30 protein-coding genes are annotated in these 26351 nt (G+C 57.5%); 19 read left to right on the forward strand and 11 right to left on the reverse strand.

The genetic code is table 11. The annotated features are described in order from the left end of the window. Window positions 1–13: 13 nt before the first annotated feature. Window positions 14–1396 (reverse strand): Wzz/FepE/Etk N-terminal domain-containing protein, encoded by a 1383-nt coding sequence (locus AC1RN6_RS09880; RefSeq protein WP_493004997.1) that lies wholly within the window; start codon window positions 1394–1396, stop codon window positions 14–16. A gap of 20 nt (window positions 1397–1416) precedes the next feature. Next, window positions 1417–2205: an SLBB domain-containing protein gene (locus tag AC1RN6_RS09885; RefSeq protein ID WP_493004999.1), complete on the reverse strand. Its 789-nt coding sequence runs from the start codon at window positions 2203–2205 to the stop codon at window positions 1417–1419. Between the two features lie 585 nt (window positions 2206–2790). On the opposite strand from AC1RN6_RS09885, the gene AC1RN6_RS09890 reads away from it, so the two are divergent. Beyond that, on the forward strand, window positions 2791–3837 hold the full coding sequence (locus AC1RN6_RS09890) for an LLM class flavin-dependent oxidoreductase (RefSeq protein WP_493005000.1): 1047 nt from the start codon (window positions 2791–2793) through the stop codon (window positions 3835–3837). A 184-nt stretch (window positions 3838–4021) separates the two neighbouring features. Here AC1RN6_RS09890 and AC1RN6_RS09895 read toward each other — a convergent pair whose 3' ends face one another. After that, window positions 4022–5173 (reverse strand): glycerate kinase, encoded by a 1152-nt coding sequence (locus tag AC1RN6_RS09895; protein WP_493005001.1) that lies wholly within the window; start codon window positions 5171–5173, stop codon window positions 4022–4024. 265 nt (window positions 5174–5438) lie between these two features. On the opposite strand from AC1RN6_RS09895, the gene AC1RN6_RS09900 reads away from it, so the two are divergent. The 8 genes from AC1RN6_RS09900 to AC1RN6_RS09935 all read left to right on the forward strand — a co-directional run bounded on the left by AC1RN6_RS09900 (window position 5439) and on the right by AC1RN6_RS09935 (window position 10546). Then, window positions 5439–5618, forward strand: coding sequence for a hypothetical protein (locus AC1RN6_RS09900; RefSeq protein WP_493005002.1), 180 nt, complete (start codon window positions 5439–5441; stop codon window positions 5616–5618). A 185-nt stretch (window positions 5619–5803) separates the two neighbouring features. Further along, window positions 5804–6625, forward strand: coding sequence for a hypothetical protein (locus tag AC1RN6_RS09905; RefSeq protein ID WP_493005003.1), 822 nt, complete (start codon window positions 5804–5806; stop codon window positions 6623–6625). A gap of 155 nt (window positions 6626–6780) precedes the next feature. Further along, complete coding sequence (locus AC1RN6_RS09910; protein ID WP_493005004.1) at window positions 6781–7080, forward strand: hypothetical protein; 300 nt, start codon at window positions 6781–6783, stop codon at window positions 7078–7080. Between the two features lie 167 nt (window positions 7081–7247). Next, on the forward strand, window positions 7248–7520 hold the full coding sequence (locus AC1RN6_RS09915) for a hypothetical protein (RefSeq protein ID WP_493005005.1): 273 nt from the start codon (window positions 7248–7250) through the stop codon (window positions 7518–7520). 288 nt (window positions 7521–7808) lie between these two features. Then, window positions 7809–8426, forward strand: coding sequence for a hypothetical protein (locus tag AC1RN6_RS09920; protein WP_493005007.1), 618 nt, complete (start codon window positions 7809–7811; stop codon window positions 8424–8426). A 453-nt stretch (window positions 8427–8879) separates the two neighbouring features. Then, complete coding sequence (locus AC1RN6_RS09925) at window positions 8880–9245, forward strand: hypothetical protein (protein ID WP_493005009.1); 366 nt, start codon at window positions 8880–8882, stop codon at window positions 9243–9245. Between the two features lie 323 nt (window positions 9246–9568). Continuing rightward, window positions 9569–9850: a hypothetical protein gene (locus AC1RN6_RS09930; RefSeq protein ID WP_493005011.1), complete on the forward strand. Its 282-nt coding sequence runs from the start codon at window positions 9569–9571 to the stop codon at window positions 9848–9850. Window positions 9851–9898: 48 nt separating this feature from the next. Further along, a complete protein-coding gene (locus tag AC1RN6_RS09935; RefSeq protein ID WP_493005013.1) occupies window positions 9899–10546 on the forward strand; it encodes a DUF2026 family protein in 648 nt (215 codons plus the stop codon). A gap of 699 nt (window positions 10547–11245) precedes the next feature. Here AC1RN6_RS09935 and AC1RN6_RS09940 read toward each other — a convergent pair. Genes AC1RN6_RS09940 through AC1RN6_RS09955 form a run of 4 tightly spaced genes read right to left on the reverse strand, consistent with a single transcriptional unit; the run spans window position 11246 to window position 14582 of the window. Beyond that, window positions 11246–11977, reverse strand: coding sequence for a DUF3299 domain-containing protein (locus AC1RN6_RS09940; RefSeq protein WP_493005014.1), 732 nt, complete (start codon window positions 11975–11977; stop codon window positions 11246–11248). Between the two features lie 30 nt (window positions 11978–12007). Further along, on the reverse strand, window positions 12008–13270 hold the full coding sequence (locus AC1RN6_RS09945; RefSeq protein WP_493005015.1) for an ABC transporter permease: 1263 nt from the start codon (window positions 13268–13270) through the stop codon (window positions 12008–12010). Then, entirely contained in the window at window positions 13267–13980 is a 714-nt protein-coding gene (locus tag AC1RN6_RS09950; protein WP_493005017.1) for an ABC transporter ATP-binding protein, read from the reverse strand. The genes AC1RN6_RS09945 and AC1RN6_RS09950 overlap by 4 nt, the downstream gene beginning before the upstream one ends. Window positions 13981–13997: 17 nt before the next feature. Next, the gene (locus tag AC1RN6_RS09955; RefSeq protein WP_493005018.1) at window positions 13998–14582 is read right to left on the reverse strand and encodes a DUF2796 domain-containing protein; all 585 of its coding nucleotides are present in this window, start codon (window positions 14580–14582) and stop codon (window positions 13998–14000) included. A 240-nt stretch (window positions 14583–14822) separates the two neighbouring features. Here AC1RN6_RS09955 and AC1RN6_RS09960 point away from each other — a divergent pair, with 240 nt between their 5' ends. The 5 genes from AC1RN6_RS09960 to AC1RN6_RS09980 all read left to right on the forward strand — a co-directional run bounded on the left by AC1RN6_RS09960 (window position 14823) and on the right by AC1RN6_RS09980 (window position 18027). Then, a complete protein-coding gene (locus tag AC1RN6_RS09960; RefSeq protein ID WP_493005020.1) occupies window positions 14823–14948 on the forward strand; it encodes a hypothetical protein in 126 nt (41 codons plus the stop codon). A 2-nt stretch (window positions 14949–14950) separates the two neighbouring features. Continuing rightward, the gene (gene aztA, locus AC1RN6_RS09965; protein WP_493005022.1) at window positions 14951–15739 is read left to right on the forward strand and encodes a zinc ABC transporter ATP-binding protein AztA; all 789 of its coding nucleotides are present in this window, start codon (window positions 14951–14953) and stop codon (window positions 15737–15739) included. Beyond that, on the forward strand, window positions 15736–16617 hold the full coding sequence (locus tag AC1RN6_RS09970; protein WP_493005024.1) for a metal ABC transporter permease: 882 nt from the start codon (window positions 15736–15738) through the stop codon (window positions 16615–16617). The genes aztA and AC1RN6_RS09970 overlap by 4 nt, the downstream gene beginning before the upstream one ends. Window positions 16618–16636: 19 nt before the next feature. Beyond that, window positions 16637–17572, forward strand: coding sequence for a metal ABC transporter substrate-binding protein (locus AC1RN6_RS09975; protein ID WP_493005025.1), 936 nt, complete (start codon window positions 16637–16639; stop codon window positions 17570–17572). A gap of 143 nt (window positions 17573–17715) precedes the next feature. Then, entirely contained in the window at window positions 17716–18027 is a 312-nt protein-coding gene (locus AC1RN6_RS09980) for a putative quinol monooxygenase (RefSeq protein WP_007882678.1), read from the forward strand. On the opposite strand, the gene AC1RN6_RS09985 is transcribed toward AC1RN6_RS09980, so the two are convergent. Next, complete coding sequence (locus tag AC1RN6_RS09985; RefSeq protein ID WP_493005027.1) at window positions 18003–18947, reverse strand: LysR substrate-binding domain-containing protein; 945 nt, start codon at window positions 18945–18947, stop codon at window positions 18003–18005. The two genes, AC1RN6_RS09980 and AC1RN6_RS09985, sit on opposite strands and share 25 nt — an antisense overlap. 105 nt (window positions 18948–19052) lie before the next feature. On the opposite strand from AC1RN6_RS09985, the gene AC1RN6_RS09990 reads away from it, so the two are divergent. Further along, window positions 19053–19292 carry a hypothetical protein gene (locus AC1RN6_RS09990; protein WP_493005028.1) on the forward strand — a complete coding sequence of 80 codons (240 nt, stop codon included), beginning with the start codon at window positions 19053–19055 and terminating at the stop codon, window positions 19290–19292. Window positions 19293–19594: 302 nt separating this feature from the next. On the opposite strand, the gene AC1RN6_RS09995 is transcribed toward AC1RN6_RS09990, so the two are convergent. Both AC1RN6_RS09995 and AC1RN6_RS10000 read right to left on the reverse strand, forming a co-directional pair. Beyond that, a complete protein-coding gene (locus tag AC1RN6_RS09995; RefSeq protein WP_493005029.1) occupies window positions 19595–20704 on the reverse strand; it encodes a porin in 1110 nt (369 codons plus the stop codon). A 276-nt stretch (window positions 20705–20980) separates the two neighbouring features. Continuing rightward, window positions 20981–21625: a GntR family transcriptional regulator gene (locus AC1RN6_RS10000; protein ID WP_493005030.1), complete on the reverse strand. Its 645-nt coding sequence runs from the start codon at window positions 21623–21625 to the stop codon at window positions 20981–20983. 266 nt (window positions 21626–21891) lie between these two features. On the opposite strand from AC1RN6_RS10000, the gene AC1RN6_RS10005 reads away from it, so the two are divergent. Continuing rightward, window positions 21892–22371 (forward strand): VOC family protein, encoded by a 480-nt coding sequence (locus tag AC1RN6_RS10005; protein WP_493005031.1) that lies wholly within the window; start codon window positions 21892–21894, stop codon window positions 22369–22371. A 249-nt stretch (window positions 22372–22620) separates the two neighbouring features. Here the strand turns inward: AC1RN6_RS10005 and AC1RN6_RS10010 are convergent, their stop codons facing one another. Then, on the reverse strand, window positions 22621–23562 hold the full coding sequence (locus AC1RN6_RS10010; protein WP_493005032.1) for a 2-hydroxyacid dehydrogenase: 942 nt from the start codon (window positions 23560–23562) through the stop codon (window positions 22621–22623). Window positions 23563–23727: 165 nt separating this feature from the next. Between AC1RN6_RS10010 and AC1RN6_RS10015 the strand changes: the two genes are divergently transcribed. Genes AC1RN6_RS10015 through AC1RN6_RS10025 form a run of 3 tightly spaced genes read left to right on the forward strand, consistent with a single transcriptional unit; the run spans window position 23728 to window position 26313 of the window. Further along, window positions 23728–24672: a fumarylacetoacetate hydrolase family protein gene (locus AC1RN6_RS10015; RefSeq protein ID WP_493005034.1), complete on the forward strand. Its 945-nt coding sequence runs from the start codon at window positions 23728–23730 to the stop codon at window positions 24670–24672. 57 nt (window positions 24673–24729) lie between these two features. Next, window positions 24730–25728, forward strand: coding sequence for an ABC transporter substrate-binding protein (locus AC1RN6_RS10020; RefSeq protein WP_493005036.1), 999 nt, complete (start codon window positions 24730–24732; stop codon window positions 25726–25728). Between the two features lie 30 nt (window positions 25729–25758). Beyond that, window positions 25759–26313 (forward strand): VOC family protein, encoded by a 555-nt coding sequence (locus tag AC1RN6_RS10025; protein WP_493005037.1) that lies wholly within the window; start codon window positions 25759–25761, stop codon window positions 26311–26313. The last annotated feature ends 38 nt before the right edge of the window (window positions 26314–26351 follow it).

The following is a 26351-nucleotide window of genomic DNA, read 5'->3' on the forward strand; positions in this document are numbered from 1 at the left end:
GGTCATTGCAGTCTTAGCGGATACCGATGTTGCCGATTAACGGGAGGTGGATGCCGCGCACCAGATCGTCTTCGCAACGCACGCGGCGTTGGCTCAGTTCATACAGCAGGGCGAGGCAGAAACCGAGCGCCAGGCCTACCAGGATGCTGGCGGCGATGTTCTGCATCAGCAAGGGCTTGGAGTGTGTGCTCGGTGTTTCCGCTACGCGCAGGACCGTCAGGTCGAAGGTGTTGATGTTGCTCGCCATGAGGATTTCATCGTACTTTGCCAACGCGGTGTTGTAGACGCGTTCGACGCTGTCGAGCTGACGTTGATAAGACGTGATGGTGTCGCGATGCTGTTTTTGCTCAAGCAGTTTGGCGCGCTGGGTATCGACTTCCTTTTGCAGCGCCTGTTCTTGCATGGCCAGGCGGCGTGCGTCGATTTGCTGCGCATCCAGCGAGCTGCGTGCTTCGCGGGCGATGCGTGTCGAGATATCGTCACGCTCGCTGAGCAGCGCCAGCGTTTTCGGATGGCGCGGGCCAAGCACATCCTGGACATCGGCCAGACGCTTGTTGACGTCGCTGAGCTTGGATTTCAGATCATTGATATTGGGACGCTGGGCAACTTCCGGCAATTCGTCGATACGCATGCCGCCGCGCACCAGGCTGTCGGTGGCGCTCTTGCGGGCTTGCGCTTCCTGCTGCTGGTTCTGTACAGCGATCAGCGAGGTCATCAGGTCGCCCAGCTGGCGCGATTGCAGGTCGTTGCGTTCGTTCGGATCGAGGATGCCGACTTCTTGCTGGTACTGGGTCAGCTTTTGCTGAATGGAGTCGGCTTCCTTGCGCAGATGCTCGAGCTGCGCGTTGTACTGCTCGCGGCGCGCACGCGCGGAGGCGGAGGAAATCTGCTGGTTCAGTTCGATATAAGCCCGTACCACGGCGTTAGCCAGATCACGCGACTGTTCGGCGGTGCCGGCGGCGTATTCGACTTCGATCACGCGGCTGGAGCGGCGTGTGACCACCATCGTATTGTCGTTGATGCGTTTGACCAGCTGCGAGTGGGCACGCGCCTCGCCGCTGCGTTCAACGGCTTCGTGATAGGCCGCAGTGCGTTCCAGGTCGAGCGTATCGATGACTTTTTCTGCGACCGCCTGGCTCTTGATCATGTCGAGCTGGGTCTGCATGTAGCTCTCGTCCATCATCGGCGAAAACAAGCGTCCGTTGATCGGATCGTTACCCTTGTAGTCGAGGAAGACGTCGGACGAGGCGGTATAGGTCTTCGGCAGCAATAGGGTCACGATGATCGTGACCGCCATTGTCGCCAACAGGGTCTTGAATATGGTGCTGCGCCGCGCCGCAATCATCGACGCCAGCTGCTTGGACGATAAACCGGTTTCGGGAGCCTGCAGATTCACGTTATAACCTTGATGTTTGTTCAGAATAGACTTTCATTGACGTACACGACGTCGCCAGGCAAGACAGGGTCCGTCAATTTTGCCTTGATTTCTTCCACGGCCTTGTCAGGCATTTCCCTATTGATATAAATGCGGCGCTGCGACGCGCGCTGCGTCATGCCGCCGCCGAGGGAAATGGCGCGCATCACATTCATGTCCTGTTCCATCGGATAGGAGCCGGGGCGATTGACTTCGCCGTGGATGTAAAAGAGCTTCTTCTTGTTGACGTAGACCACGTCGCCGCTGTTGAGCTCGACATCAAGCGGGCTGCGCTCGGTGGCCTTGGTTTCACCCAGCAGGATGGGGATGCGGACATCATTCTCGGTGCCGCCATCGGTTTTGCGTCGCAGCAGCGTGACGGTCTGATCAGCCTGGGTAGTGAGGCCGCCGGCGGTTGCCAGCAGCTCCAGCACGCTCAGATGGCCGGGAATCGGATAGCGGCCCGGGCGGCTGACTTCGCCAAGTACGGACACCATCTGGCTGCGCAACTGGACTACTTCTACGGACACTTCCGGATTGCGCAGGTATTGACCCTTGCGCAGCGCGTCGGCCACGCGTGCCGAAATTTCGCTTGTCGTCAGGCCGGTGACGTCGACGCCGCCGATCAGCGGCAGGGTCAATATACCTTTGTCGTTGACGCCGACTTCTGCGGACAAATCCGGTTGGCCGAACACGGTCACGCGTAACACGTCGCCGGACCCGACACGGGTATTGGTCACTGCGGAAGAGGGAAGCGCCAGCGTGGACAGCGTGCCCGGCGGAGCGGACATCAGCTCACCGGTTTTGGTAGGATCCGTCGGCACCTGCGCCAATGCGGAGATGCCCGTCAGGATAGAAACAACAGCAAAAAGAGAAAGGACTAATCGGCGCAAACTTGACTCCCAGGACTGATTACAAAACGTTTTGCGATTTGCGTTGTGCGGGATGTTGGCGGAGCAACAAACGTGAATCAGTGAGGCAAAGTTTTGTAAATATGACAACTTAAGCCGTGCATCTTAATCGAAAATGCGTACGTTTTGAAGTAATTCTAATGACACTACAAATCTTTACAGTTTGAGTCATCCTATCTGCAAATGTTTCCGCTTGGGAAATTTACCTGTTTTTATTTATCTGCCGATGGATCCCAGCTATGCATGTTAGTTCGCCGAACTATGCCGGAGAAACGCTTAAGCATTCGTGGTGCAGCCAGTTAAGCATATAAATTGCACGATATCAATTCAATGTTGCACGAACATTACGCCGCCTGAAGCGCCCGTTGGCCCGCTGTGGCGGCACCGGCGCAAAATCGGCCGCGAAAAAAACGGTTTGAGCGAATTCGTCTATCCTTGCCGGATTAATCGCTGCTCTCTATCACTATGTCCGTTTCCACCAACAATTCAGCCCGTTCTTCTTCAGATTCGTTGCAGATCAGCGTCCTCGATCAGGCACCGGTATCAGAGGGGATGTCCAGTGCGCAGGCACTGAAAAACGCCATCGATCTGGCGACGCTGGCGGATCGTCTCGGCTATTACCGTTATTGGGTGGCGGAGCATCACGGCACCACTTCATTGGCGTGCGCCAGCCCCGAAGTGCTGATCGGCCCGATTGCGGCAGCGACCTCGCGCTTGCGGCTTGGCAGCGGCGGCGTCATGTTGCCGCATTACAGCCCGTTGAAAGTTGCGGAGTCGTTCAGCATGCTCAGCGGCTTGTATCCCGGACGTATTGATCTGGGGCTGGGACGGGCGCCGGGCAGCGACTCGCTGACGGCCTCAGCGCTGCAGCGTGACCGGCGCCAGCGTGCGCAGGACGATTTCCCGGAGCAACTCAATGAACTGCTTGGCTATCTGTGGGACGAGCTGCCGGATGATCATCCGTTTGCGCGGCTGTCGTCTTTGCCGGGCAGCCCGGAACTGATACAGCCATGGATGTTGGGCTCTTCCGCGCAAAGCGGGATCTGGGCCGCCGAGATGGGTTTGCCTTATATGTTTGCGGACTTCATTCACGCCGCGGGCGAACCGGTGGCGGAACGTTACCGGCGCGACTTTGTGCCCTCGCTGCGTTGCCCGTCCCCGAGGCAGGGCGTGGCCTTGCAAGTCATCTGCGCCGACACGGACGAAGAGGCCCGCTTGCTGGCGACCAGCTACGGCATGCGTCTGATCCACATGCACAGCGGACGGCGCCTGGACAAGATTCCCTCGGTGGATACCGCACTGAAGTTTTTTGAAGAATACAATCTGCCGCCGTCGACCTTGCCGTCCGGCCGGCGCGCCGTAGTAGGCTCTCCGCCCAAAGTCCGCGAACAGATCGAAGCATTGGCTGCGGCGTATGGCGCGGACGAAGTCATGATCGTGACGATCATTCATGAGCATGAAGCGCGTAAGCGATCCTATGAGCTGATCGCGCAGGAATTCGGGCTTTCCTGAGAGGATTGGGCGCCGGTTTTGACCGTGGAAAAGTGGGAGCACAGTGGAAGCATCTCAATGCATCCACTTTTGTCAGTCAGGTAAATCTATTTTAAATCAAAAGGATAGCGAGAACTCCTCAACTTTATCCACAAAGTTACCCCCAGTTTTTGTGGGTAACTTTTGCCTGTGGAAAAGTGGGCTTTCAGTGCTGATCCCGGCCCGACAGCCACAATCTGGTCATCTGTTCGGCGCTGTCTTTCAACAGCGCTGCTGCGTTATCGATAGCGTCATTCAAGGTCGTTGGACCAAAAACGATCGAAAAACACCCCGAGAAACTGGTCTGCAATTGCGGCAATGACGCACGGTCGATACCGCCCGACAACAGCGAGGTTGGTACGCCGGCCAGGCGCGCGCGTTGTGCGGCAATGAAGGGTGCTTTGCCATGCAGGGTCTGGACGTCGCTGCGGCCTTCGCCGGTGATGAGCCAGTCGGCGTTTGTCAGCGCGGTGTCCAGGCCGATATAGTCGGCCACGGTTTGCGCTCCGGATTGAAACTCCGCCCCCAGCATCAGCAACGCATAACCCAGTCCGCCTGCAGCCCCCGCACCGGGCGAGTTGGCTTCGCTACGGCCGCTGGCTTGTTCGAACAGCGCCGCAAAATGGCCGAGCAGTGTGTCCAGCGGTTTGACTTGTTCAGGTTTGACGCCTTTTTGCGGGCCGAAGATGGCGGTCGCCCCATGGTCGCCGCATAAGGGATTGTCGACGTCGGACATGGCGACGATGTGAATGTCTTTCAGACGCGGATCTAGGCCGCTGACGTCGACGCGGGCCAGTTTGTCCAGTTGCGAAGGCACTGGATCAAGCGGTTTGCCTTCTGCATCCAGCAGTTTCAAGCCCAGCGCGGCCAGCATGCCGATGCCGCCGTCATTGGTACTGCTGCCGCCCAATGCGATCAGAAAGCGCCGGGCGCCGCTATCCAGCAGCGCCAGCAAGGCATCGCCGATACCCAGCGTGGAGCGATCTTCCACTGCGACCGCGGTACCTGTCGCATCGGTCAGGCCGACGATTTCTGCAGATTCAATCACGGCGCTTTTATCGCTCAGGATGCCCGTTGCCGCCTCGCGCATCGCGCCGGCCGCACCGCGTACCTGCAGGCGGTGTACTTCGCCCCCTGCGTGGAGCAGAGCGTCGAGCGTGCCTTCGCCGCCATCGGCGATCGGACACAGGCGGACCTCGGCGTCCGGCGCTGCGGCCAGCACGCCGGCGCCGATTGCTTTGGCGACTTGCTCGGCGCTCAGGGAGCCTTTAAATGAATCGGGGGCGATGACAACAACGGGGGCGGAAGCAGCAGTCATGGGTACTTGTCGGTGGGTGAGGCGGGCAGCGATCCAACGTCGGGCGTCAGGGCTTGCCTTTGCACGGATCGGATGTCTCGGGTGATTGAATATTTTTATGGAGCGCTGATTATATAAGCATCTTTCCGGCGGCACGATAGCGGCAGCGCATGGGCGCTATCAATGTATCAGTATCACGGGCAAGGTAACAAAAGGTAATTGCACTGGAAAAGACGCCGCCGGAATAGGATCATGTAAAAAGAATAATTCCGGCAGTGAGGGCATTATGAAACGTTTATTGTGGATCATTCCGGCGTTGATGCTAAGTGGCTGCGTCGCGGTACCTTACGATCCGTATTACGCCTCGCCGGGACCGGTCTATGTGGTGCCGTCGGCCAGCGTGTATTACGGTTATGGCGGCGGCTATTGGGGCGGCTGGCGAGGCGGTGGTCGCTGGCGGCATTAAAATAATCAACGCTGCAGATAAATCATGCCTGATGGCGAAGTGATGGTAATGGGGAAGAGGGACGCCGGTTTGCATTCTTTACCTCAAGCCAGTAGCATTGCTGACGATCGACTCAGGACCGATGCATCCTGCATCGAGTATGATGGGCGCTAAAAATTGGATGCTGTCCGTTGTTGCTGCATGGTATGACGATTTTTACGAAACGATCTCACTCAACTCCCAGAACACGTACGCGTAACAGGACGATCGTCGGCGTCAGCCTCTCGATACTGGTTCACGTATTGCTGTTTTTTGTTTTGCGGCCCAGTCTGCAAAAAATCAACGTACAGGCGAACTCCCCCCATGAGCCGCTTGAGGTAACGTTCGTCCGCAGCACACCGCCTCCCGCAGTCGCCAAACAACCGACGCCACCGGAAAAGACCAGACCGGTCAAAAAATCCTCGCCGCAACCGAAACAGGTTGCCCGCGCCAAACCTAGCCCAAGCCCCGCGCCGCTGCGCGAAGCGTTGCCGCCATCCCCCACTGCCATTACACAGGCACCGCCGGAAATGGATATGTCCACGATGCTCAACGCTGCGCGTGAACGACGCCGTGCAGCTGAGGATTCCGCTACTCGTGAAAATGCCGAGGCGCGCGCTGCAGAGCGAGGTCCGACCGCCAATGAAATTGCGCAAGCAAACGTGGATTTTCAGGCACGCAAAGCAAGCGGACCACAAAACGGCATGTTTGAAATCGTCAGTAAAGGGCCTCGTATTGCCCAATATGTGTTTTTCGGCTGGACAAGGGATGCTCGCAATAAAACGCGACGAACAATTACCGTCGATGCCGGCTTGAATGGCGACGTCGACAAAGCCATTGTTGACAGTATGATTGCCGTCATTCGCCAGAATGTCACAGGCGACTTCACCTTCGACTCGCAGCGGCTGGGTCGCATCGTTACTTTGTCTGCGCGCGTGCAGGATACGGTAGGTTTGCAAGCCTTCCTGCTGCACGAATTTTTCGGGTAATCCGCCTGCAGACTGTGCGGCTCTGGCGTACATGCCCTTTCTGCGCCGACTTACGCCTGGATCCATCCAGGCCTTTGAGAGTTTTCTCATGGTCGGAGCGCCTGCAAAAACTCACAATGCTGAACATTCAACGTTCATCCCTGCGTGAGGCCCTCATGAACAGTTTTCTGCTGGTTTTTGGAGTCCCTTGCGGGCTTGTCTGCCTGTATCATAAATTTGTCTCTTCCCGCCGCCGCTTGCAGAGCGCAGAGCAACGTCAATATCAGTTCATCCTCGATGTTTGCGACGGCAACCGGCAACGGGCTGAGCGTCTCCTGGAGGAAAAGGCACTGATGTATCCCGCTCTCAATGTCACGCAAGTACTGCGGTTTGTGTTCCAGGATATGTTGGTGCTGACGGCAGAAGAGCGTGGCGCCGCATATGTCGCGACCAAGGCGGCTGCCGGACTGCGGTAAATAAAAAATATTACCCAATGACATCTTTTTGGCGTCGCAGGATTTACTCTGAAAACATGTGAAAACAACATGTTGAAAGTCTTGCATCCCTTGCTGGTAAAGGATTTGCGGCATCTACACTTTTCTCCCGTTTGTGCTACTATGGACTTACTTGCCGTGAGGAAATCATGAAAACTGTCGATAAAAGTCCCGAATTAACCGGCGAAGAGTTGCGCTGGATGTATAGCGTCTTCAAAGGGGACTTCCGCATCATCCCGCGTCGCGTGGTGCAAAGCGTGATCAGCAAAGGTTTGGGGGTTCCCAATCTGGGCGGTGCTTTCAACCTGACCAATGCGGGGAGAAACGTGTTCCGCCGTACGTCCCTGGAACAAGCTGCCAACGACGACATGCATATCGTCAAGTCGCGCTATCGTCACCGATCCAACTGGCGGCTGGGCTGAGTTTGCCGTCGTCTGACCATTGAAGCGACCAGAAGCAGCATCTGATTGATTCGGGTGCTGTTTTTTTTATGTCCGCCGGATTTCATCGCCGTACTACCCGAAGCACAAAAAAGACCGGCGCCAAGCGATCGTGCCACTATTGCTCGCTTTCGCGCCAAGATGGGATGTGGGATCGGTTTGTTCTCCCGGCGAATCGGCGCCCATAGCAATTGTTCCTTTGCAGTAGCTCCCCTGCAGCATTTCCGGGCCGGTGCTAGACTGATTTTTTCGTTCACCGAAGGAATCGCCATGTCGAGTCGCTCCAGGCTGTTGTCCTTGTCCTTGTCCATGTTCGCGTTACTGGCTTTGCCACTCTTGTCGCAAGCCCAGAATGCTGCGCCAAGCCGGATCCGTGGGACGGTGGCTGCCGTCAATGGCACCGACGTCGAGGTGCTGACGCGGGAAGGCAAAAACCTCAAGCTGCATTTGAGCGATACCACCCGTTACTCATCGGTCAAGTCGCTTGATATGTCTGCGATCAAGCAAGGCAGCTTTATCGGCGCCGCCGGCAAGCCGGGTGCCAACGGCAGTATCCAGGCGCTGGAAGTTGTGGTTTTTCCTGAAGAAGCGCGTGGCAGTGGAGAAGGGCACTACGACTGGGATCTGCTGCCGGGCAGCAGCATGACCAATGCGACTGTGTCCGCCGTTGTCTCGGGCAGTAACGGGCGCGATCTGGATATGGTCTATCAGGGCAAGACCATCAAGATTTCGGTACCTGAAAATGTGCCTGTCGTGACCATCGTCCCGGCTGTCCTGCAGGACGTCAAGCCGGGTCTGGCAGTGTTTGTTGTGGCCACGCATGTCGGCGATGACTGGAGCGCAGCTCGCGTCGTCGTGGAAAAGGATGGCGTCAAGCCGCCGATGTAGTCGGACGCCGGGAGGAGGTAGCGGTGGGATGCGAGTCAAGCGAGTTATCCTTATGCTGAAATGGCATAAGCGAATGACATATTGATCGTTTTCGCAGCAGATATTCTGCGATACAGTGAATCCGTCTCCTCAATAAACCTCCTGGAAGATGTTTTTGAGATTGAACCCGCCCTGCGACTGCTCGGCGGGTTTTTTTTGATTATTTTTCGACCGATGAGCGCTTATTAAATAATCAATCTGTTGCCAGCCCAGCTATAACAAGGGATTGCCGCGCTCTCCCACAGCTTGTCCACAGATCTATTCACAGGCATTGTGGGTAAGTAGAGACAGAATTTTTATTTCCGCACGGCATTCCTCGTGATTCTCATTGCCTGCGGCTGCACGGGCGCTTACCATAGCGGCCCGGACATTCTGGCAAACTGTCTATCTGCCTGAATCAATACGGAGAAATCAATGAGCGACGATCTGACCAAAGATGAATTTGACGCCCTCGGCCAAATCAGCCGCAAGGAACACCGCGGTCGTCCGAGCGCCTGCGTCGCCCGCAACACCAAACGCCTGACCGGCCTGAAGTTTCTGGAATACAGCCGCGATGGTCAACTGGGTTTGACGGAAAAGGGCAAGCAAACCTTGTTCATTTACCGCTGCATCGAAGCGCTGCGCGGACTCAGTCTTGACCCGAATGCGCATATCGATGCCGATGTCGCGATTTTCCTCGGCCGCAAGGGCCATATCGTCGAAAAAGAAGGCAGCAAGGATTTCGAAATCACCCAGCGAGGCCGCGAATCGCTCGCCGATATTGACGCGCAGTCGCACTGATTCGCTTTACCATTCTGTATCGTTAAGAGACATGCGCGCCGCCGCATGTCTTTGATTGACTCCGCTACAGGGCCTGCACGCCTTATCGCCGGCCGTCAGTGTGCCGACACAGTCACGCCGACCTCTTCAAGCATTCTCCGTCCACACAATTCCGGACGCTTTTCCCATAGCGCAGAAGTGCCGCACAGACATAGGGAATTCCCCGATAGATTGCGCGCGCTTGCATGGCTAAGATGATCTCCATGGAACGACGCTTTGCAAAGCCGGTAGCAAGCAAACACCGGCAGCAAATCTGATCGCAAACTGAACCAACGGAGGTCATCATGCATTTCATCACCGACACTGTGCCAAACGATATCGCCCTGATGTTTCTTACCTATCTCGGTTTTTGCCTCGTGCTGATGTATCTCTTCATCCGTGCTGACTGCGAATGGAACAAGCGCGAAGTCAAACTTTCCCGCGAACGTCTGCGCATGCTCTCAGTGGATCACGGCAAGATGGAGCGTCTGCGCGAACTGACCGTCTGCTCGGTGCATCACGACGTGAACTGCTCCTGCTTCCTGCACGGTAAAAACGACGCCTGCAATCGCACCGAAGCAGCCTGAACGTCATTCTGCGGCGAGCGCAGAGGTGCGGTATGAGAAAATACGCGGATGAAATCACCTAACATTCGCCCCCTCATCCCGCTTGCGGATTATCAACGTATTTTTCGCGTCATTCACTCGGTACTCGATAGTGTCGACGCCAATATTCCTGCCGCGAGCTTTTTCTTCAGCGTGACCGCGGCGCAGATATTGAAGAAGTTTTACAAGAAGAATGCCTTCCCGGTTGCCGGCGCGGCGTTCTACCTGATCAGTGAAGACAGCAGCGGCGCCTTGTCATTCGGTACGCTGGACGGCGACAAGGTCGACAGCAACAGCGACGCGTTTCATTGCTGGGTGCAGTGCGAGGGCTATGCGCTGGATCTGATGGCGCCGGTGTTCCAGGAGTTGCTGGAGTCTGCCGGGCATCCGATGGATGTGCCGCGACAAATGTTTCAGAAGGATCTGGCGCGCATGTCTGCGTCGCCGAATGCCTTAAGCGTGCCTGGTGATTTTCACCTGGAGCCGAATCTGGCGCTGACGAAGGAATTGTTGCAGCAGTTCATGAGCAAACCTGCCCTGAGCAATCTGTCGCAGGTGTGCATGGAGTGGTATCAAAAGCCGCCGAAAGAACTCGGCACCGACCTGGTCATGCAAGGTGCGGAAGGCGAAGGCACAAAGATCAAACTCAGCCGTCTGCAGATTACAGGCGCCTGGTAAGCAGTATTGCGATGCAAACGAATAGGGAAGTGGAAGTAGCCGTAGCAGCAGTTGTTGAGGAAGTGCGTAGTAGCAGTAAGAGGTACTCTTGGGGAAAGCAGAGGTAGGGGAGGGAAGCGGAAATGGTGCACCGGACGGTTGGTCCGGCACACCCTGCAATCATGCATATCGGTTGCATGTATCGCGAAAGAGTAGACAGGATAATCTGGCTTTGTGACTTGTTGATGACAGTAGCAACTATCCCATTATGGTTGCCGCCGATTCGGAAATGCGCGAAACAGTTTTAGAGTGTCACGAAGCCGTCATACGCCGTCGATAGAATCCCGCTTGTCTCCTCTAAACTTGCTTTAGATTCACCTGCGATACGAAAGTATCGCAGGTTTTTTTTCCTCAACGATTTTGTGGCGAAGATCGGCGAGAGTTGGCTTGAGTAGTCGCCAATGCCGGATAGTGGCGTTGTAACCCGGCTGTACGCACACGTAGTGGAAGCTGCCATCCTCCCTGCTGGTGATCCAGCCCGGTGGCGCGGGGTGCGTAATTATCTATATCTTTTCCACCATTGCTCAAGAATGACAACGAATTGAAATTTCGATTGTTATCAATCACTTAAGCGACTTCTCCAGTGCTTATCCACAGGCTTGCTCCCAAAATGTGGGGATAACTTGACCTGCAAATCCACAGCTCCGAACCGAAAACCAACTACTGCGCAGGCGCTTGATCCGTGTACGGCTCGACCTTGACTGACGCCAGGCTGTAGCCGGCCGTGCCCATCATCGTGTCCGAATGCTCTACCTTCAGCACGCCGTTGATCCACACCGCATCCATGGTGCGTATGTTCTTGACCGGCTTGTTGCTGTGGACATGGATGATCTGGTTGGCCGGCGGCGGCGGCACGTGGATGCAGGCGCCGAAGTAGGGCACCAGCAAGAACTCTTTCAATGCTTCGCCTTCGCGTTCCAGCGACACGACAAAGCCGGGGATGCGGATCGACACGCCATCCATGCTCGGATCGACAGGCGCGTTCTTCCAATACTTCTTGGCTTTCCATAGTGCTTCCATGGCGCGCGGGTCGCCGTCTTCCATCTTGTCCAGCTTCAATCCCTTGAACGGCGCCATCGCGTCCCAGTCTTTCGGCATCAGGGATTCCCAGGCGATCTCGCGGAAGGCGCCGTCGTTCTTGCCGGACGGCTTGTAAGGCTTGTTCGACAGGTCGGGACTTTGTTGCAGATGGTCGCCGACCTTGTATTGCGCGTTATCGGAGTACGGCGCCGCTACCGCTGCAACCGCAGTGCTGGCGTCGGCTGGGCCGGCATTGATCGCTTCTGCCGTTGGCGCTGCAGCCGAGGTCTTGAGCGTTGCGGCGAGGTGGGCGCCATAACCGACCAGCAATCCGGCGGCTACGATGCTGCCTATCCAGGTGATACTTTTCATGATTTCATTTCACGCGTTCAATGCGTGACCTTAAATTCTCGGAGTCAGGCCATCGGCCAGGCTAAGTCGGTAAGCGCGCAGGCCCGGCAACAGGCTGGCGACAAAGCCGGCAACGATGGTCCACAGCAACAGCTGCAATTCACTGGCAGCAGGCAAGGCCGGATGCAATGTTACGCCAAATTGCGCACTGAGGAAGGGGCCCAGCGCAAACAGCGCCAGCGTCAGCAAAACCACGCCCAGTATGACGCCGGCCAGCATCACAGCCAGTCCTTCCAGCGCCAGCAGCAGGAAAATATCTCCCGGGCGCGCACCGACGGAACGCAGCACCGCCAGCTCGCGTCGCCGCTCTCCCAGGCTGGCGAGAATCGCCGACACCAGTCCCGCCAGGCCGACGATCACCACCATGCCGGAGACCACCAGCAGCGCGTTTTCGCCGACGCCGACAACTTGCCACAATTCATCCAGCGCCACCCCCGGCAGCACTGCCATCAGAGGCTCGCTGTTGTCGTCGGCGATGTCACGCTGCACACCGAATACTGCTGCGCGATTTTTCAGGCCGACCAGCACCGCGGTAACGGTCTTGGGCGTCAGGTCGAATTTTTTCACCAATGCAGGCGCAATCGACAGGCCGGGCATCGGCGCGCCGCCTTCCCAATCCAGATGGATGGCTTCCATCGCATCGAGGCCGATGTGCACGGTGCGATCCACCGGCGTCCCTGTGCGCCCCAGGATGCCGACTACCGTGAATGGCTTGTCGGCATGATCGGTCAGGTGCAGGCTGCCCATGCCGTGACTGAGCACGATGCGGTCGCCCAGTTTGTAATGCAGGCGCTGCGCGACTTCGGCGCCGATCACGGTTTCGAACACGCTGGCGAAGGGGCGGCCTTCGCTCAGGCTCAATGCCTGTCCGTCGCCGTAATGAAAATGTTCAAAATAATTGCCGTTAGTGGCCAGCACCGGAAAGCCGCGATGCGAATCGCCCAGCGACAGCGGGATCGTCCATTTCACCGCAGGATTCTTCGCCAGCTTTTGCGCGCTGTCCCAACCCATGTTGTTGGTTGCGCCGCCGATGCGGAAGATTGCGTACAGCATCAACTGAACCGGGCTGGTGCGCGCACCCACCACAAGATCAGTGCCGGACACCGATTGCGAGAAACCATCGCGCACTTCATGACGCACACGCTCAATGCCGAGCAGCATGGCGCTCGACAAGGCGATCGCCAGCAACATCAGGCCCAGCGTGAAGCGGCGATTCCATGCACTGCGCGCGGCAAGTCGGAAGAGGAAGCTCATGCCGATTCCTCCACGCGGGCGCAACGATTGATGTCGTTGAGCGCAATGCGGCGATGGAAGCGCTCGGCCAGGCGTTGATCGTGGCTGACAAACACCAGACTGGCGCCGGCTTGTTCGCACTCATGCTGGATCAGATCGAGAAAGGCTTGCTGGCGGTCGCTGTCCAGCGCCGAAGTCGGCTCGTCGGCGACCACGATTTCAGGCCGGCCGATCAGTGCGCGCGCCGCTGCGACGCGTTGCTGCTGGCCGATGGACAATTGCGTCACCGCGCGCGTCCACAAATCCGGCGCCAGATCGAGACTGCGCAGCAGCGAATGCGCCGCTGCGTGCAAATCCTGTCCCTGGGCCAGCGCGCGCTCACGGCGATACGCCGAAAACTGGCAGGGCAGCAGCACGTTATCCAGAATCGACAGATAAGGAATCAGATTGAATTGCTGAAAGATGAAGCCGATATGATCGACGCGAAACCGATCGCGACGCGACGCCGGCAAACCGTCCAGCGACTGCCCGAGAATCGCGACGCTGCCGCTTTGCGGACTGGCGATACCGCCGATCAGCGCCAGCAGCGTGCTCTTGCCGCTGCCGCTGGGGCCGCTGACGAAAACCTGTTCATGCGCTTGCACGTCGAACCGGTCCAGCGCCAGCGTCGGCGCCTTCTGGCCGGGCCAGGTGAAAGAAATATCGCGCAAGGCGATGGCGGCGTCGCTCATATTGGTTGCTTGATCAATTATTGAATGGTGATGCTTGCCGCTGTCGGCGTCAGCTTGGCTGCACCCTGACGCTTGGGTGTGACCAGTTGTACGTCAATGCTGTTGAATCCCTTGAAGGCATCAAACAGTTTTACATCGATGCGTTGCAGACGTTCCGGGTACGCGCAGTGGAACGTGAAATCCGCATCCATGTCGGCATGGCCGTCGTGATCCTCATGGCCGGCCGGCTTGTTCGCCGCAACCTCACCCAGTAGCGCGGGTTCGATCGCAGCCGACACCAATTGGACTCCACTGAGCTTGCATTCTGCTGACGGCGTGGTGACGAACACCGTTGCCGCATTGCGCAGGGTCCTGGCCATGTCTCGCGCGGCTTGCTTGTCCTTGGCGCTCTTGGCGGCATGTTCAAAGCCGATCAGGTTGACCAGCGGCGAGTCCAGATGCAGCGACAGGGCTTTGCCGTCGAGCGCGACATCGAGCTTGCCGACGCCATGGACGTGGGCTTCATGCGCGGTAGCCAATGTGGCGACGGAAAGCAGGAGGGCAGAGCTGAGCACCATAGCTAACTTGCCGGGCTTACTGAACTTGGGAATACGAGAATTCATGGACACGATCTTTCTTCAGGTGAGCTGCCGGGATTTCCCAAAAGGAAAGGCTCGGGCAGCATTTTGACTGCATTGTCGGATTTCTTCGAGGCTTGTCACATCTTGCAACAATGTTGCATTATAATTGCGGTTTCGCAACTCGGTTGCAAACAGATTTGTAACGGTGACTTTGGTTCCGTGCTGCCATAAGCCGCCGGTCCTCTGCTGTGCAAATCGACTAACAGAAATATCGCCACAACTATGCTTTCCCGTTTCTTTCAACAAACCAGCGTCCTCGCGCTGCCATGGTGGCAACGCGTGCTGCTGGTCGCGCCGGTGTGCCTGATTCTGTGGCTCGGCGTCATGTGGGCATTGGGAGGGGATTGAACATGTCTGTCGCCATCTCTCTGGAAAATCTGACCGTCACCTATCGCCGGCATCCGGCCCTGCATCACATCAGCGGCCATTTCGCGCAAGGTTCACTGACCGCCATCGTCGGCCCCAACGGCGCCGGCAAGAGCACGCTGCTCAAAAGCATCATGGGCCTGGTCCGCTGCAACAGCGGCCGTGTGGTCAAGCATGCCGCCGCCAGCCGGATTGCGTATCTGCCGCAACAGGCCGAGATCGATCGCAGCTTCCCGATTTCCGTACTGGATTGCGTGTTGCTGGGCTACTGGTCGAAAGTCGGTCTGTTCCGGCGCATGAGCCGCGACATGGTGCGCCGCGCGGAAGATGCGCTGGCGGCCGTCGGTCTTGACGGTTTTGCGCAGCGTTCGATTGCCAGCCTGTCGGTAGGGCAGTTCCAGCGCGTGTTGTTTGCGCGCATCCTGCTGCAGGACGCCGAACTGATTCTGCTGGACGAACCCTTCAGCGCCATCGACACCAAGACTACCAACGATCTCCTGCACATCATCAAATCCTGGCATGCCGAGCAGCGCACGGTGATCGCCGTGCTGCACGACTACGACCAGGTGCGCCGCGCCTTCCCGCAATCCTTGCTGTTGGCCCGCAATGTCGTCGCCTGGGGCGAGACGGAAGCCGTGCTGTGCCACGAAAACCTGCATCGCGCGCACTCCATGGCGGAAGCCGTGGATGAGCATGCGCCGCTTTGTGCTGTAGATGCCGTGGATGCTGGCGACGTTGTGGGCGTCACGCACGGTGAAGGAGCGCCGCGATGATGTTGCTGCACGATTTCTATCAGTTCGCGATCGCGCCGTTTCAGGAATTCGCCTTCATGCGCCGCGCGCTGGTGGCGACCCTGGCGCTGGCGCTCAGCAGTGCGCCGCTGGGCGTGATGCTGACCTTGCGCCGCATGAGCCTGTTCGGTGAAGCCTTGAGCCATGCCGTGTTGCCGGGCGTGGCTGCAGGCTTCATCTTCTTCGGTTTGTCGTTGCCGGCGTTGAGCATCGGCGGTTTCCTCGCCGGCGTGATTGTGGTTGCGCTGGCCGGCTGGATCAGCCGCTATACCGAACTCAAGGAAGACGCCAGTCTCGCCGCCGTCTATGTTGTCGCGTTGGCGCTTGGCGTGATCATGATTTCCGGTCACGGCACCCAGCTCGACTTGCTGCACATTCTGTTCGGCAACGTGCTGGGCGTCGATACCGAAGGCTTGCTGCTGGTCGCAGGCGTATCAAGCGTGAGTCTCCTGCTGATGGCGGGTCTCTATCGGGGTTTGCTGCTGGAGAGTTTCGATCCGTCCTACCTTGCCGCCAGCGGTGGCCGCAATACGATTTATCAGCAATTGTTCCTGATGCTGGTGGTGTTGAATCTGGTGGCGTCATTCCAGACCCTGGGTACGCTGATGGCGGTCGGCCTGATGATGCTGCCCGCAGTGTCGGCGCGGTTGTGGCATGACACCTTGCCTGCGCAGCTGGTCAACAGCACCGTGCAGGCTGCAGCCGCCGGTTATGCCGGGCTGATGCTGTCGTATTACGCCTCGGTGCCGTCCGGCCCGGTGATTATCGTGTGCGCCGGTGGTTTCTATTTCTTGTCTTTGATTTTTGCCCCGCGCGGCTGGTTGCCGCGCATGTTGCGCCGGCCGCATCTGCGCGCATAATTTCTTATCAGGAGTCGTCGTGAAACTGTTTCGCCACATCGTGTTGGGCGCAGCCGTGCTGCTTGCCCACCTGTCTTCCGCATCTGCAGCCGATAGCAAATTGCCGGTCGTCGCCAGCTTCAGCATCCTCGGCGACATCGTCGCCAATGTCGGCGGCGATCGCATCGCCGTGACCACGCTGGTCGGCCCCGATCAGGATGCGCACGTGTTTCAGCCTGCTCCCGATCACATCAAGTCGGTCGCTCGCGCTAAACTGGTGGTCATCAACGGCCTCGGTTTTGAAGGCTGGATGGAGCGCGTCGTACAATCGGCCAATTATCGCGGCGACATCGTTGTCGCATCGAACGGCATCGCCGTGCGCGATCGCGTCAATGATGAACACGATGATCACGACGGCCACGATGGTCATGATCACCATCACGGCAAGAACGATCCGCACGCCTGGCAGAACCCGGCCAACATCGTCGTCTACACGCGCAACATCGTCTCTGCCCTGAGCAAGCTGGATCCGGCCGGCGCTGCGGTGTACCAGAAGAACGGCGACACCTACATCGCCAAGCTCAACGAACTGGATCGCTGGGCCGTGCAACAGTTCGCGCAGTTCCCCGACGCCAAGCGCAAGGTAATCACTTCGCATGACGCATTTGAATATTTCGGCGCGCACTATCAGGTCAAGTTCCTGGCGCCGCAAGGCGTGTCGACCGACAGCGAGCCGAGTGCGAAGGAAGTCGCCAACCTTATCCGTCAGATCCGCAAGGAAAAAATCCGCGCCGTCTTCATCGAAAACATGAGCAGCCCCAAGCTGCTGCAGCAGATCAGCAAGGAAGCCGGCGTCTCGCTGGGCGGCAAGCTGTATGCCGATGCCCTGTCGCAAGCGGACGGTCCGGCGCCGACTTACCTGAAGCTGATGCGCTACAACATCGAGCAGTTGCTGGCGCAGATGAAATTGAACTGAGATTGACCTGAGGCTGAACCAAGTTGAATTGATTTCATGAATGGCGGGACGGCGCAGGGTAGGAAGCAAGCCCGCGTCGCCATGAAATCAGGACTTCGCGTATGCTGTCGTTTTCTTTATCACCCCACAGAGGAGACGACAACATGGTCCACGTAGTTGCAATCATCACCGCCAAGCCAGGCAAGCGCGAAGAACTGTTGAAACTGGTGCGCGCCAATCTGGCCGCCGTACGCGCCGAACAGGGCTGCATCGATTACGGTCCGGTCATTGACGTGCCGGGTTTTGGCGGTGCGCAAGCCGAGCTTGGTCCGGACACCTTCGCTTTCATCGAAAAATGGGAAAGCGCCGAAGCGCTCAAAGTTCACTTCACGCAACCGCACATGCTCGACTACCGCGAGAAGTCAAAAGACCTCATCGCGGCGCGCGCAGTTCACGTGCTGGAGTCGGCCGAATAAATCTTCTTCGGATCGTAGGCTGATGCCTGTCCCATCTGCATCAGCCACGAGATAAAGGTCTTCAGGGCGTTGCCGGTGTTGGCGTTGCCGCCATCGGCAATTCGATGCAGCATGTGGAAGCCTTGGCCGTGCAACACCACTTCCGGAAACAGCTGGCGCAGTCTGCCGTGTGACAAGTCGTCGTCCACCAGCGCCAGCGATCCCATTGCAATCCCCAGATCCGTCGACGCCGCCTGCAAGCTCAGGAAAAAGTGTTCGTAGCTGGTCCCCTGCAACTTCTTCTTCACCGGTACGCCGGCCTTGATCAGCCATTGCTGCCACGCATCCGCACGCACGCTCAGATGGATCAATGACGCCTGCAGCAAATCCGCCGGCTTGTTGATCGGATGCAATTCAAGATAATGCGGCGAAGCCAGCGGCGCGGACACATCGTCCAGAAAGCGCACGCACTCAAAGCCGCTGCGCTCCAGCGGGCTGCGCCACAGCACCACGTCGAAGGGATCCTTGACGTCTTCAAAGTGTTCCGACACGGTGGTCGTGACACGCACCTCAATACGCGGGTTGTCGATCTGAAACTGCGACAGGCGCGGAATCAGCCAGCGCATCGCCACCGACGGCGCAGTGATCACGCGCACGATGCGGTTCTTGCCGGTCAGCGTCAGTTGCTCCGCCGCCATGGCGATGCGGTCAAGCGCGGCGCGCACTTCCGTATAAAACACTTGTGCCGCTTCCGTTGCTTCCACGCCACGCGGAAGACGAATAAACAACGGTTGGCCGAAATGTTCTTCCAACAATTTTATTTGCTGACTCACCGCGCTATGCGTGATATGCAATTCATGCGCGGCGATGGTCAGACTCCGCGTCCGCGCTGCTGCTTCGAACACTTTGAGGGCCTTCAGCGGCGGTAGGGAAATGCTCATGGTGTTAGTTTTTCTTATGGTGGTGTCGGAAAATATTGCTTTTTAAAGTAGGAGGCAGCCCCTATTCTCACTATCACTGCAACGTTATTTATGTGAAAGAAAGAAATGTCTACTTATCAATCTGCCGGTTTTTCTAATAATTTACAGAGTTTGCTGGAAGCTTTCCAGTTCTTTGTCGAACGCGCTTTTTCGTCGTCCAAGCCAGCCATGAACGGCCCTTTATTCGACCTCAACGACGCACCGTACCTGGAAGGCGCAATCAACCACGCCGACATGGAACGCCGTCTGCGCGAACTCGATCGCAGTCACCTGCAAGCCTTGTCGCAACTGCAATCGCAAATCTGATAATTATCGGATGCAAGACAGTCGTAAAGACTGAATGATATTGGCGTGATGCCAGAGATGTAAAAAATGCTGCGCGCATCCTGATCCGAGGATCGGGTTTGAAGCGACAGGAGAACGAGCCGGAAGCAATCTCGCCGTACCGGCTCACAGCAAACAGATGTCGCCCCCCGGAGATTCCTCTGCGGGAAGACGATGTCGAAGCGACGCTCATGAAGAATCATGATGATGCGTCGCTTTCATCCAGCAAAAAGGCGCCCGCGAAGGGCGCCGTCATTCCTACCGATTACTACTGATCAGTTGAGTCAGAACTTGTGCGTGATGCCTACGCCCAGCCCGGCCGGACTTTGTCCCGCGGAGAGGCCGGGAATCGCATTGGCCGACAGGTTATAGCTCGCCGTCTGCTCATTGTTGAGCTTGGTGAAAGCGCCCCACAGTTCGGTGCGCTTCGACAAGTTATAACCATAGCCGAGGGAGAACTGCTGCGCGCCGGACGCCGTGCCCGGTTTGCCGATGCCGCCGATACCGGCCGTCGCATTGCCCTTGGAACGCGCCGCCCGCACATACGACGCGCGCAATTGTCCGCTGCCGATATTGTGGGTCAGCGCCAGTTGCCACGCATCGCGGCGCAGATTGGTGCTGGCAGTCGGTTCGTAACGCAGGCGTTCCCACGCAAAGCGCACGCGCGTGTTGCCGAAGGAATAGGCGGCGCCGATCTTGTGGCCGGTATCCAGCGTGCCGGCGGCAAAGTAATCCTTGTGCTGCTCATAGCCGTAGGCCAGGTAAAGCGGACCGTTTTCGTAGGTCAGCAAGCCGGAGATCAGACCGGGATTGGTCGTGGCCGTCTGTTCTTCGCGCGCTGCGTAAGCGATGCGGCCGATCAGTCCGTTGAAATTCGGCGTCGAATATTGCACCAGATTCTTTTGGCGACGGTCGAAGGACGCCGGCGATTGCGCATTGGCCGCCGTGGTGAAGCCATTTCCCATGATGGAGTTGGACGCGAAGATCCCTGCCGTGAACGGGTCGATCGCATACACCGACACAAAACGATAAGGCGATTCGTACTGCCCGGCGAAAATCTCGCCCAGGCTTCCGCGCAAACCGACATTGTCGTTGCGATCGGCAAACGAGCCGCCGCCGGTGTCGACGCCCACATTCGATTCAATCTGGAAAAATGCCTGCAAGCCGCCGCCCAGATCCTCCACCCCCTTGAAGCCGAGCACCGAGAGGTTGTTCGATATGCGTCCCATGCGACCGATACCGCCATTGGCGCCGCCGGCCCAGACGCTTTCCGCATCCACTTTCAGAAAACCGTAGATCGTCACGCTGTCGGTCTGCGCTGCCGCTGATGCCGCCATTGAAGTCAGCCCCGCCGTAATCAAGCCCTTCATCGTCTGATTGATTGCCTGTCTCATCCCTGAATCTCCTCCATAGAGTTGTTGTCGATGTTTTTATTATTTGGAGAAAATAATAATTCATATGAATTTATATGTATACGTATAAATTTAATTTGAATTTATTTGATTTTATGGGAATCAATTGAGAGGGTGGGATAGATAACGCCACTGTCATTCCCGCGAACGGATGAGTGCCAACGGCCTTGAAACGTTCTGATCAGGGAAGGACTGGCAAAAGAAAAGGCGCCGGTCAGAAGACGGGCGCCTTTAGGAGGAAGGAAGAGATGCGAAGGCCTACGCCTGATGTTCCTTGATCATCTCCAGCACGTGGATGCTCAGGCGGGTGGTGTGATTGCGCATCGCCAGATAAGCCTTTTCCGGATCGGACGCAAGGATCGCCGCGATGATGGCATCGTGTTCTTCATGCGACACGGTCAGGCGCTTGTCCACGCCGGCCTGCGCTGCGCGGAACATCGCCAGGCGGTCGCGCAGGTTTTCAATCGTGTCGGCCAGGCTCTTGTTATGCGCGCCGGCGCAGATCAGATTGTGGAATTTTTTGTTCAGCGTCAGATAGCCGGCATCGTCGCCGTTGGCCACGCATTCCTGGCTTTGCAGATGGACCAGCTCCAGCTGTTTCTTTTGCACCGCGCTCATTCGCTCGGCACAGATGCGGCAGCACAGGGCTTCCAGCTCGCACATGGCTTCCAGCATGTCGGCCAGTTCGTCGACGCCGATGCTGGTGACGATGCCGCCCTTGCGCGGCTTCAACTCGATCATGCCGCGCGCGGCCAGCTCGCGCAGCGCCTGGCGGATCGGGGTGCGCGACACCTTGAAGCGCTCGGACAGGGCGATTTCTTCCAGCGCGGAGCCGGGTGGCAGCACGCCGCTGATGATTTCATCGGTCAGGGTGCGATAGATGCGAAGAGAGATGGTTTCCATTCTTGCGTTCTCGGTTTTCTTGGATGGCCGGTTTTATGAAGGCTGCAGGTGATTCAATTTGTGATGCAGATGGCTATATTTTACATCGCTTGCACTATAGCAAAAATCTATACCTGTAGCTGGATAAGATCAAAAGTATCTAATTATATTTTTATGGATACATTTAAAAATTAAAGTATACATATAAAAAATCCCTGAGTAGAATCAGCCGTTGTGTATATCAAGTATTTTGCTTTCATCTACTCATATAAAGAGGAGGCTGCACCATGGCTAACAAACTGCGTCACATCGCTATCTCCGTTCCCGACCCCTGGAAAACGGCGGAGTTCTACCAGCAGGCTTTCGGCTTCAAGAAGGTCGGCGAGACCGATTCTTCCCTGGCGCGCGGCGTCTACCTGAGTGACGGCACCATGTCGCTGGCGCTGCTGAACTACAAGACCGACGAAGCTGCCGGCGACCGTGGCCGCGAGTTCATCGGCCTGCACCACATCGGCGTCTGGGTTGACAACATCGTCGATGCGCGCAAGGACGTCGAACAAGCCGGCGGCGAGTACTACATGGGCGAAGTGCCGGTGAAAGGCAACATCTTCTACGAAGTCAAATACAAGGATCCCGACGGCGTCATCTGCGACCTGACCGATCACGGCTGGGGCGGCGCTTCCAAGGACGGCCCGGCGGCCAGCGCCAAAGGCGAAGGTCCGGCCTTGCGGCATCCCGATCTGAAGGCGGATCGCAGCGGGATCTGATTTTCGTTGCTATTCCAGTTGCGCCCGGCCGGACGGATAGTCTGGCCGGGCGTTTGCTTTTTTGATCCTGGTGTTGAGCTACGGCGTTTTATCAATGCAACGGTGAAGTACTGAACGACGCTGGGTCCTGATTTTCGTCAGGACGACGGAGATGGCGATTGGCGTCTTCTCTAAATAATGAGTTTTCAACTGGCCCTGTTCCTTTACTCCGTCGTCCCAGCGCACGCTGGGACCCAGTGTCGTACGCTGCTAAGTCACGAGATTGCTCAGTGTCGTCCCATTTTCAAGCGCAAGAACATTGCTCTCAAACATTCGCAGCTGCGCCAGCAAGGCCTCCGGCGAACGGCCCGAGATATGCGGCGTCAGCAGCAGGCTGTCGAATGTACGAAATGCCTCCGGTATCGTCGGCTCCCCATCGACCACATCCAGTGCTGCGCCCGCAATGCTTTTGCTGGCGAGCGCCTCAATCAATGCCGCCGTATCAACCACACTGCCGCGCGCGATATTGATCAGAAATCCCCGCGGCCCCAAAGCTTGCAGCAAATCGCGATTGGCCAAATGTCGCGTCGCCGGTCCGCCGGGGCAGGCCAGGATCAGATAGTCGCTACGAGCCGCCAGCTCCAGCGGTGTGGCGCAGTACAAGTAAGGCACATGCTCGCGTGCACGGCGCGCGTGATACGCAACTTCCATGTCGAAGGCCGCTGCACGGCGCGCGATCTGTTCGCCTATATTTCCCAGTCCGACGATGCCCAGCCGCTTGCCGTTGACGGTGGGGCGCGCTGCGCGATTGCTTTCCCAGCCGCCGGCTTTGACCGCGGCATCGAGCAGGTGCAGGCCGCGCGATATCGCCAGCATCAGCGCCATGGCGTGATCGGCGACGGTGGCGTTGTTGGCGCCGGGTGCGTGCGTAACGGCGATACCCAATTCTTTGGCGGCAATCAGGTCGATGTTTTCATAGCCGGCGCCGAACGCACTGATCAGTTTCAACTCCGGCATTGCCCGCATCTGCGCACGACTCAATCCGGTTGAGCCGTTGGTCAGCACGACGCACGCCGATTGCACATCGTCGCTTTGCCAGTCTATGCCCCGAGGGGCATAGCGCACTGCCGGTAGCGCCGGGTTATCGCGCAACTGCGCCACCAGCTCGTCAGCCAGCGGAATCAGGATCAGCAATTCAGGGAAAGGGGGCATCGGCATTCTCATCAAGGTTGGTAAAAATTGAAAAGCCATATGAATACATAGTGATTCTTATGTATAAAAATTTTTACATATTTGTATTGCAATGTATACGTATAAGTTTTAATGTATTCATATTGGTTGTTTTGAAGTGCTTAAATTTTTTGAGGGGAAGCGATCTTGGCTTGGTATGCGATTGCAACGTATGTGCAGAACGAGGGCGGGCAGGCGCGCCCCGCATTGGTGCTGGATGAGGTCTTGTTCGATCTGGCGGAAGTCGTCAAGGCCAGCCGCAACGGCGGTCTCGCTGTGAACGAGGTTTCCAGCGTCTCGGCGCTGATCGGCGCCTGGGATGTGCAGAACACACAGTTGAAGAATCTGGCGGAGTTGCTGCCGAGTCTGGTCGCTGCCGGCGCAGTGAAACCGCTCGCCACGTCGGCCTACAAGCTGGCAGCGCCGTTCGTGCCGGGCCGTATCTTCGCCACCGCGTCCAACTACTACGATCACGCCGCCGAGATGGGCACCGAACTGGCGCCGCGCGCCGAGAGTTCGCCGTATTGCTTCATGAAGGCGGAAACCAGCGTCACTGCCACCGGGACCGATGTCGTCATGCCCGGCAATACCGAAAAACTCGATTGGGAAGTCGAGCTCGGCGTCATCATCGGCCGCCGCTGCAAGAACGTGTCGGTTGCCGAAGCCTATGACGTCATCGCCGGCTACACCGTATTCAACGACATCAGCGCGCGTGACCTCAATCGCCGCACCGACTATCCGTTCAAGCACGACTGGTTCCGCGGCAAGAGTTTCGACACCTTCGGACCCATGGGCCCGTGGATCGTGCCGCGCGACTGCATCGCCGATCCGCAGAAGCTGCGCATGCAGTTGCAGGTCAACGGCGAAATGATGCAGGACGACACCGCCGAGGGCATGATCTTCAACATCGCTGAGCAAATCGCTTACCTGTCCGGCATTCTCACGCTGCAGCCAGGCGACCTGATCGCTACCGGCACGCCGGATGGCGTAGGCATGGGCCGCGGCGTCTATCTCAAGCCGGGCGACGAAATGATCGCCTCCATCGAGCGCATCGGCAGCATCCGCAACAAGGTTGTCGCCGCCGCACTTTGACAATGAAATACAAGAAGCTCGCTTAAGCGGTACATGCAGCATTCAACGGAGAATGTGATGGTCATCAGCAAGTGCATCAAGAAGTTTCTGGTTTCTGTAGTGATCGGTTCCTGCTGCGCCGCGCCCGCGGTTGCTGCGGACAAGGTGAAATTCAACCTGGCCTGGTTGCCGCAGGGCAGCACCGGCGGCATCCTGGTGGCGATCGCCAAAGGCTTCTACGCCGAAGCCGGTCTCGATGTCAGCGCGGTGCGTGGATACGGCGGTCAGCGCACCGTCAACGAAATCGATCAGGGCCTGTTCGAATTCGGTTATGGCGATCCGATCAGCGTCATGTTGAATCGCGCGCAAGGCGGCAAGACCGTGATGGTCGGCACCATCAACACCCGCTGGCCGGCGGCGCTGTGCTACATCGACAAGCCGGAGCGCAAGCTGCAAAAGCCGGCCGACCTCAAAGGGCTTTCCCTCGGCGGCGGTGCGGCATCGCCTTTGCAAAACATCGTGCCAAGCTGGCTGCAGGCCAACAAGCTGCCGGCTGATCACATCAAGCTGTTGCGCCTCGATCCATCGGTGATCAATTCATCCTTCCTCGAAGGCCGCATTGATCTGGCCGAATGCTGGGATGGCGCCAACAAGCCCATCCTCGAAGCTCTGCTGCAAAAGGACGGCAAGAAGCTGGGCTGGATGCGCTATCGCGATTTCAACCTCAATCTTTATGGCAACGGCATCGTGACTACCGAAAAACTGGTGGCGAGCAATCCCGATCTGGTCAAACGTTTCGTGCAGGCGACGTATCGCGGATTCGAGTATCAGCGCACCCACGCCAGGGAAGCCGCCGACGCCATCGCCTCGCAGCAAAAGCTGATGGACAAAGGCATCCTGCTGCAGCAAATTACGGAAACCAATCAGATCATCGACGACCCGGAAGCCGACAATAAAAAACTGGGCTGGATGCGCGCCGACCGCATGCAGGCAACCGTCGATTTTGTGAGGAAGGCATTCAATCTGCAAGCGCCTATCAAACCGAGCGACATCTACACCAACAAGTTCGTAGAGTAGGCGTCAGTGAGCAAATCAAGGAGGAAATGAATGGAAGCAATGCGGGAAACAATACGACCAAAGCGTCTCGGCCATCTCGTGCTGGCCGTGCGCGACATCCAGGCTTCGGTCAAGTTCTACACCGAGATTCTGGGCTTGCAAGTGTCCGACTGGATCAGCGATCAGATGGTGTTTTTGCGCGCCGGCACCGATCACCACGATCTGGCGCTCTCGCAGATTCCCAAGGATTCACCGGACATCGATGACCTGCCGCGCTACAGCCGTCCCGGCATGGAACATTTTTCCTATCTGGTGGAAGACCGCGCCGAAATGGATCGCGCCGCAGAATTCCTGCAACAGAAGGGCGTCGAAATCGTGCGCGGCATCGGCAAGCACGGACCTGGCGAAAACCTGTTCCTGGTCTTCAAGGATCCGGACGGCAACAACGTCGAAATCTACTGCGAGATGACGCAGATCACGCCCGAGTCGAACTACGAACCCAAGGTCTGGGAGCGCAATATCGATTCCTTCGATCAGTATCGCTTCAAGCATTTTGTGGTGCCGCCGCCGCAGGCCGTGATCGACGCCAAGACCAACAAAAAGTAAACCGATAAGAAGCGTGTGGACGCGTCCGCCTGCTGCAG

Source organism: Herbaspirillum sp. GW822-FHT03A08 (genome assembly GCF_058801885.1).

Coding starts and splice junctions, on each gene's coding strand:
- AC1RN6_RS09930 (WP_493005011.1), top strand. CDS start 9,569: ATGCATTTCATCACCGACACTGTGCCAAACGATATCGCCCTGATGTTT.
- AC1RN6_RS09920 (WP_493005007.1), top strand. CDS start 7,809: ATGTCGAGTCGCTCCAGGCTGTTGTCCTTGTCCTTGTCCATGTTCGCG.
- aztA (WP_493005022.1), top strand. CDS start 14,951: ATGTCTGTCGCCATCTCTCTGGAAAATCTGACCGTCACCTATCGCCGG.
- AC1RN6_RS09915 (WP_493005005.1), top strand. CDS start 7,248: ATGAAAACTGTCGATAAAAGTCCCGAATTAACCGGCGAAGAGTTGCGC.
- AC1RN6_RS09940 (WP_493005014.1), bottom strand. CDS start 11,977: ATGAAAAGTATCACCTGGATAGGCAGCATCGTAGCCGCCGGATTGCTG.
- AC1RN6_RS10005 (WP_493005031.1), top strand. CDS start 21,892: ATGGCTAACAAACTGCGTCACATCGCTATCTCCGTTCCCGACCCCTGG.
- AC1RN6_RS10010 (WP_493005032.1), bottom strand. CDS start 23,562: ATGCCCCCTTTCCCTGAATTGCTGATCCTGATTCCGCTGGCTGACGAG.
- AC1RN6_RS09955 (WP_493005018.1), bottom strand. CDS start 14,582: ATGAATTCTCGTATTCCCAAGTTCAGTAAGCCCGGCAAGTTAGCTATG.
- AC1RN6_RS09990 (WP_493005028.1), top strand. CDS start 19,053: ATGTCTACTTATCAATCTGCCGGTTTTTCTAATAATTTACAGAGTTTG.
- AC1RN6_RS09925 (WP_493005009.1), top strand. CDS start 8,880: ATGAGCGACGATCTGACCAAAGATGAATTTGACGCCCTCGGCCAAATC.
- AC1RN6_RS09900 (WP_493005002.1), top strand. CDS start 5,439: ATGAAACGTTTATTGTGGATCATTCCGGCGTTGATGCTAAGTGGCTGC.
- AC1RN6_RS09995 (WP_493005029.1), bottom strand. CDS start 20,704: ATGAGACAGGCAATCAATCAGACGATGAAGGGCTTGATTACGGCGGGG.
- AC1RN6_RS09890 (WP_493005000.1), top strand. CDS start 2,791: ATGTCCGTTTCCACCAACAATTCAGCCCGTTCTTCTTCAGATTCGTTG.
- AC1RN6_RS09980 (WP_007882678.1), top strand. CDS start 17,716: ATGGTCCACGTAGTTGCAATCATCACCGCCAAGCCAGGCAAGCGCGAA.
- AC1RN6_RS09970 (WP_493005024.1), top strand. CDS start 15,736: ATGATGTTGCTGCACGATTTCTATCAGTTCGCGATCGCGCCGTTTCAG.
- AC1RN6_RS09945 (WP_493005015.1), bottom strand. CDS start 13,270: ATGAGCTTCCTCTTCCGACTTGCCGCGCGCAGTGCATGGAATCGCCGC.
- AC1RN6_RS09895 (WP_493005001.1), bottom strand. CDS start 5,173: ATGACTGCTGCTTCCGCCCCCGTTGTTGTCATCGCCCCCGATTCATTT.
- AC1RN6_RS09960 (WP_493005020.1), top strand. CDS start 14,823: ATGCTTTCCCGTTTCTTTCAACAAACCAGCGTCCTCGCGCTGCCATGG.
- AC1RN6_RS10000 (WP_493005030.1), bottom strand. CDS start 21,625: ATGGAAACCATCTCTCTTCGCATCTATCGCACCCTGACCGATGAAATC.
- AC1RN6_RS10025 (WP_493005037.1), top strand. CDS start 25,759: ATGGAAGCAATGCGGGAAACAATACGACCAAAGCGTCTCGGCCATCTC.
- AC1RN6_RS09985 (WP_493005027.1), bottom strand. CDS start 18,947: ATGAGCATTTCCCTACCGCCGCTGAAGGCCCTCAAAGTGTTCGAAGCA.
- AC1RN6_RS09905 (WP_493005003.1), top strand. CDS start 5,804: ATGACGATTTTTACGAAACGATCTCACTCAACTCCCAGAACACGTACG.
- AC1RN6_RS09935 (WP_493005013.1), top strand. CDS start 9,899: ATGAAATCACCTAACATTCGCCCCCTCATCCCGCTTGCGGATTATCAA.
- AC1RN6_RS09885 (WP_493004999.1), bottom strand. CDS start 2,205: ATGTCCGCTCCGCCGGGCACGCTGTCCACGCTGGCGCTTCCCTCTTCC.
- AC1RN6_RS09910 (WP_493005004.1), top strand. CDS start 6,781: ATGAACAGTTTTCTGCTGGTTTTTGGAGTCCCTTGCGGGCTTGTCTGC.
- AC1RN6_RS09950 (WP_493005017.1), bottom strand. CDS start 13,980: ATGAGCGACGCCGCCATCGCCTTGCGCGATATTTCTTTCACCTGGCCC.
- AC1RN6_RS10020 (WP_493005036.1), top strand. CDS start 24,730: ATGGTCATCAGCAAGTGCATCAAGAAGTTTCTGGTTTCTGTAGTGATC.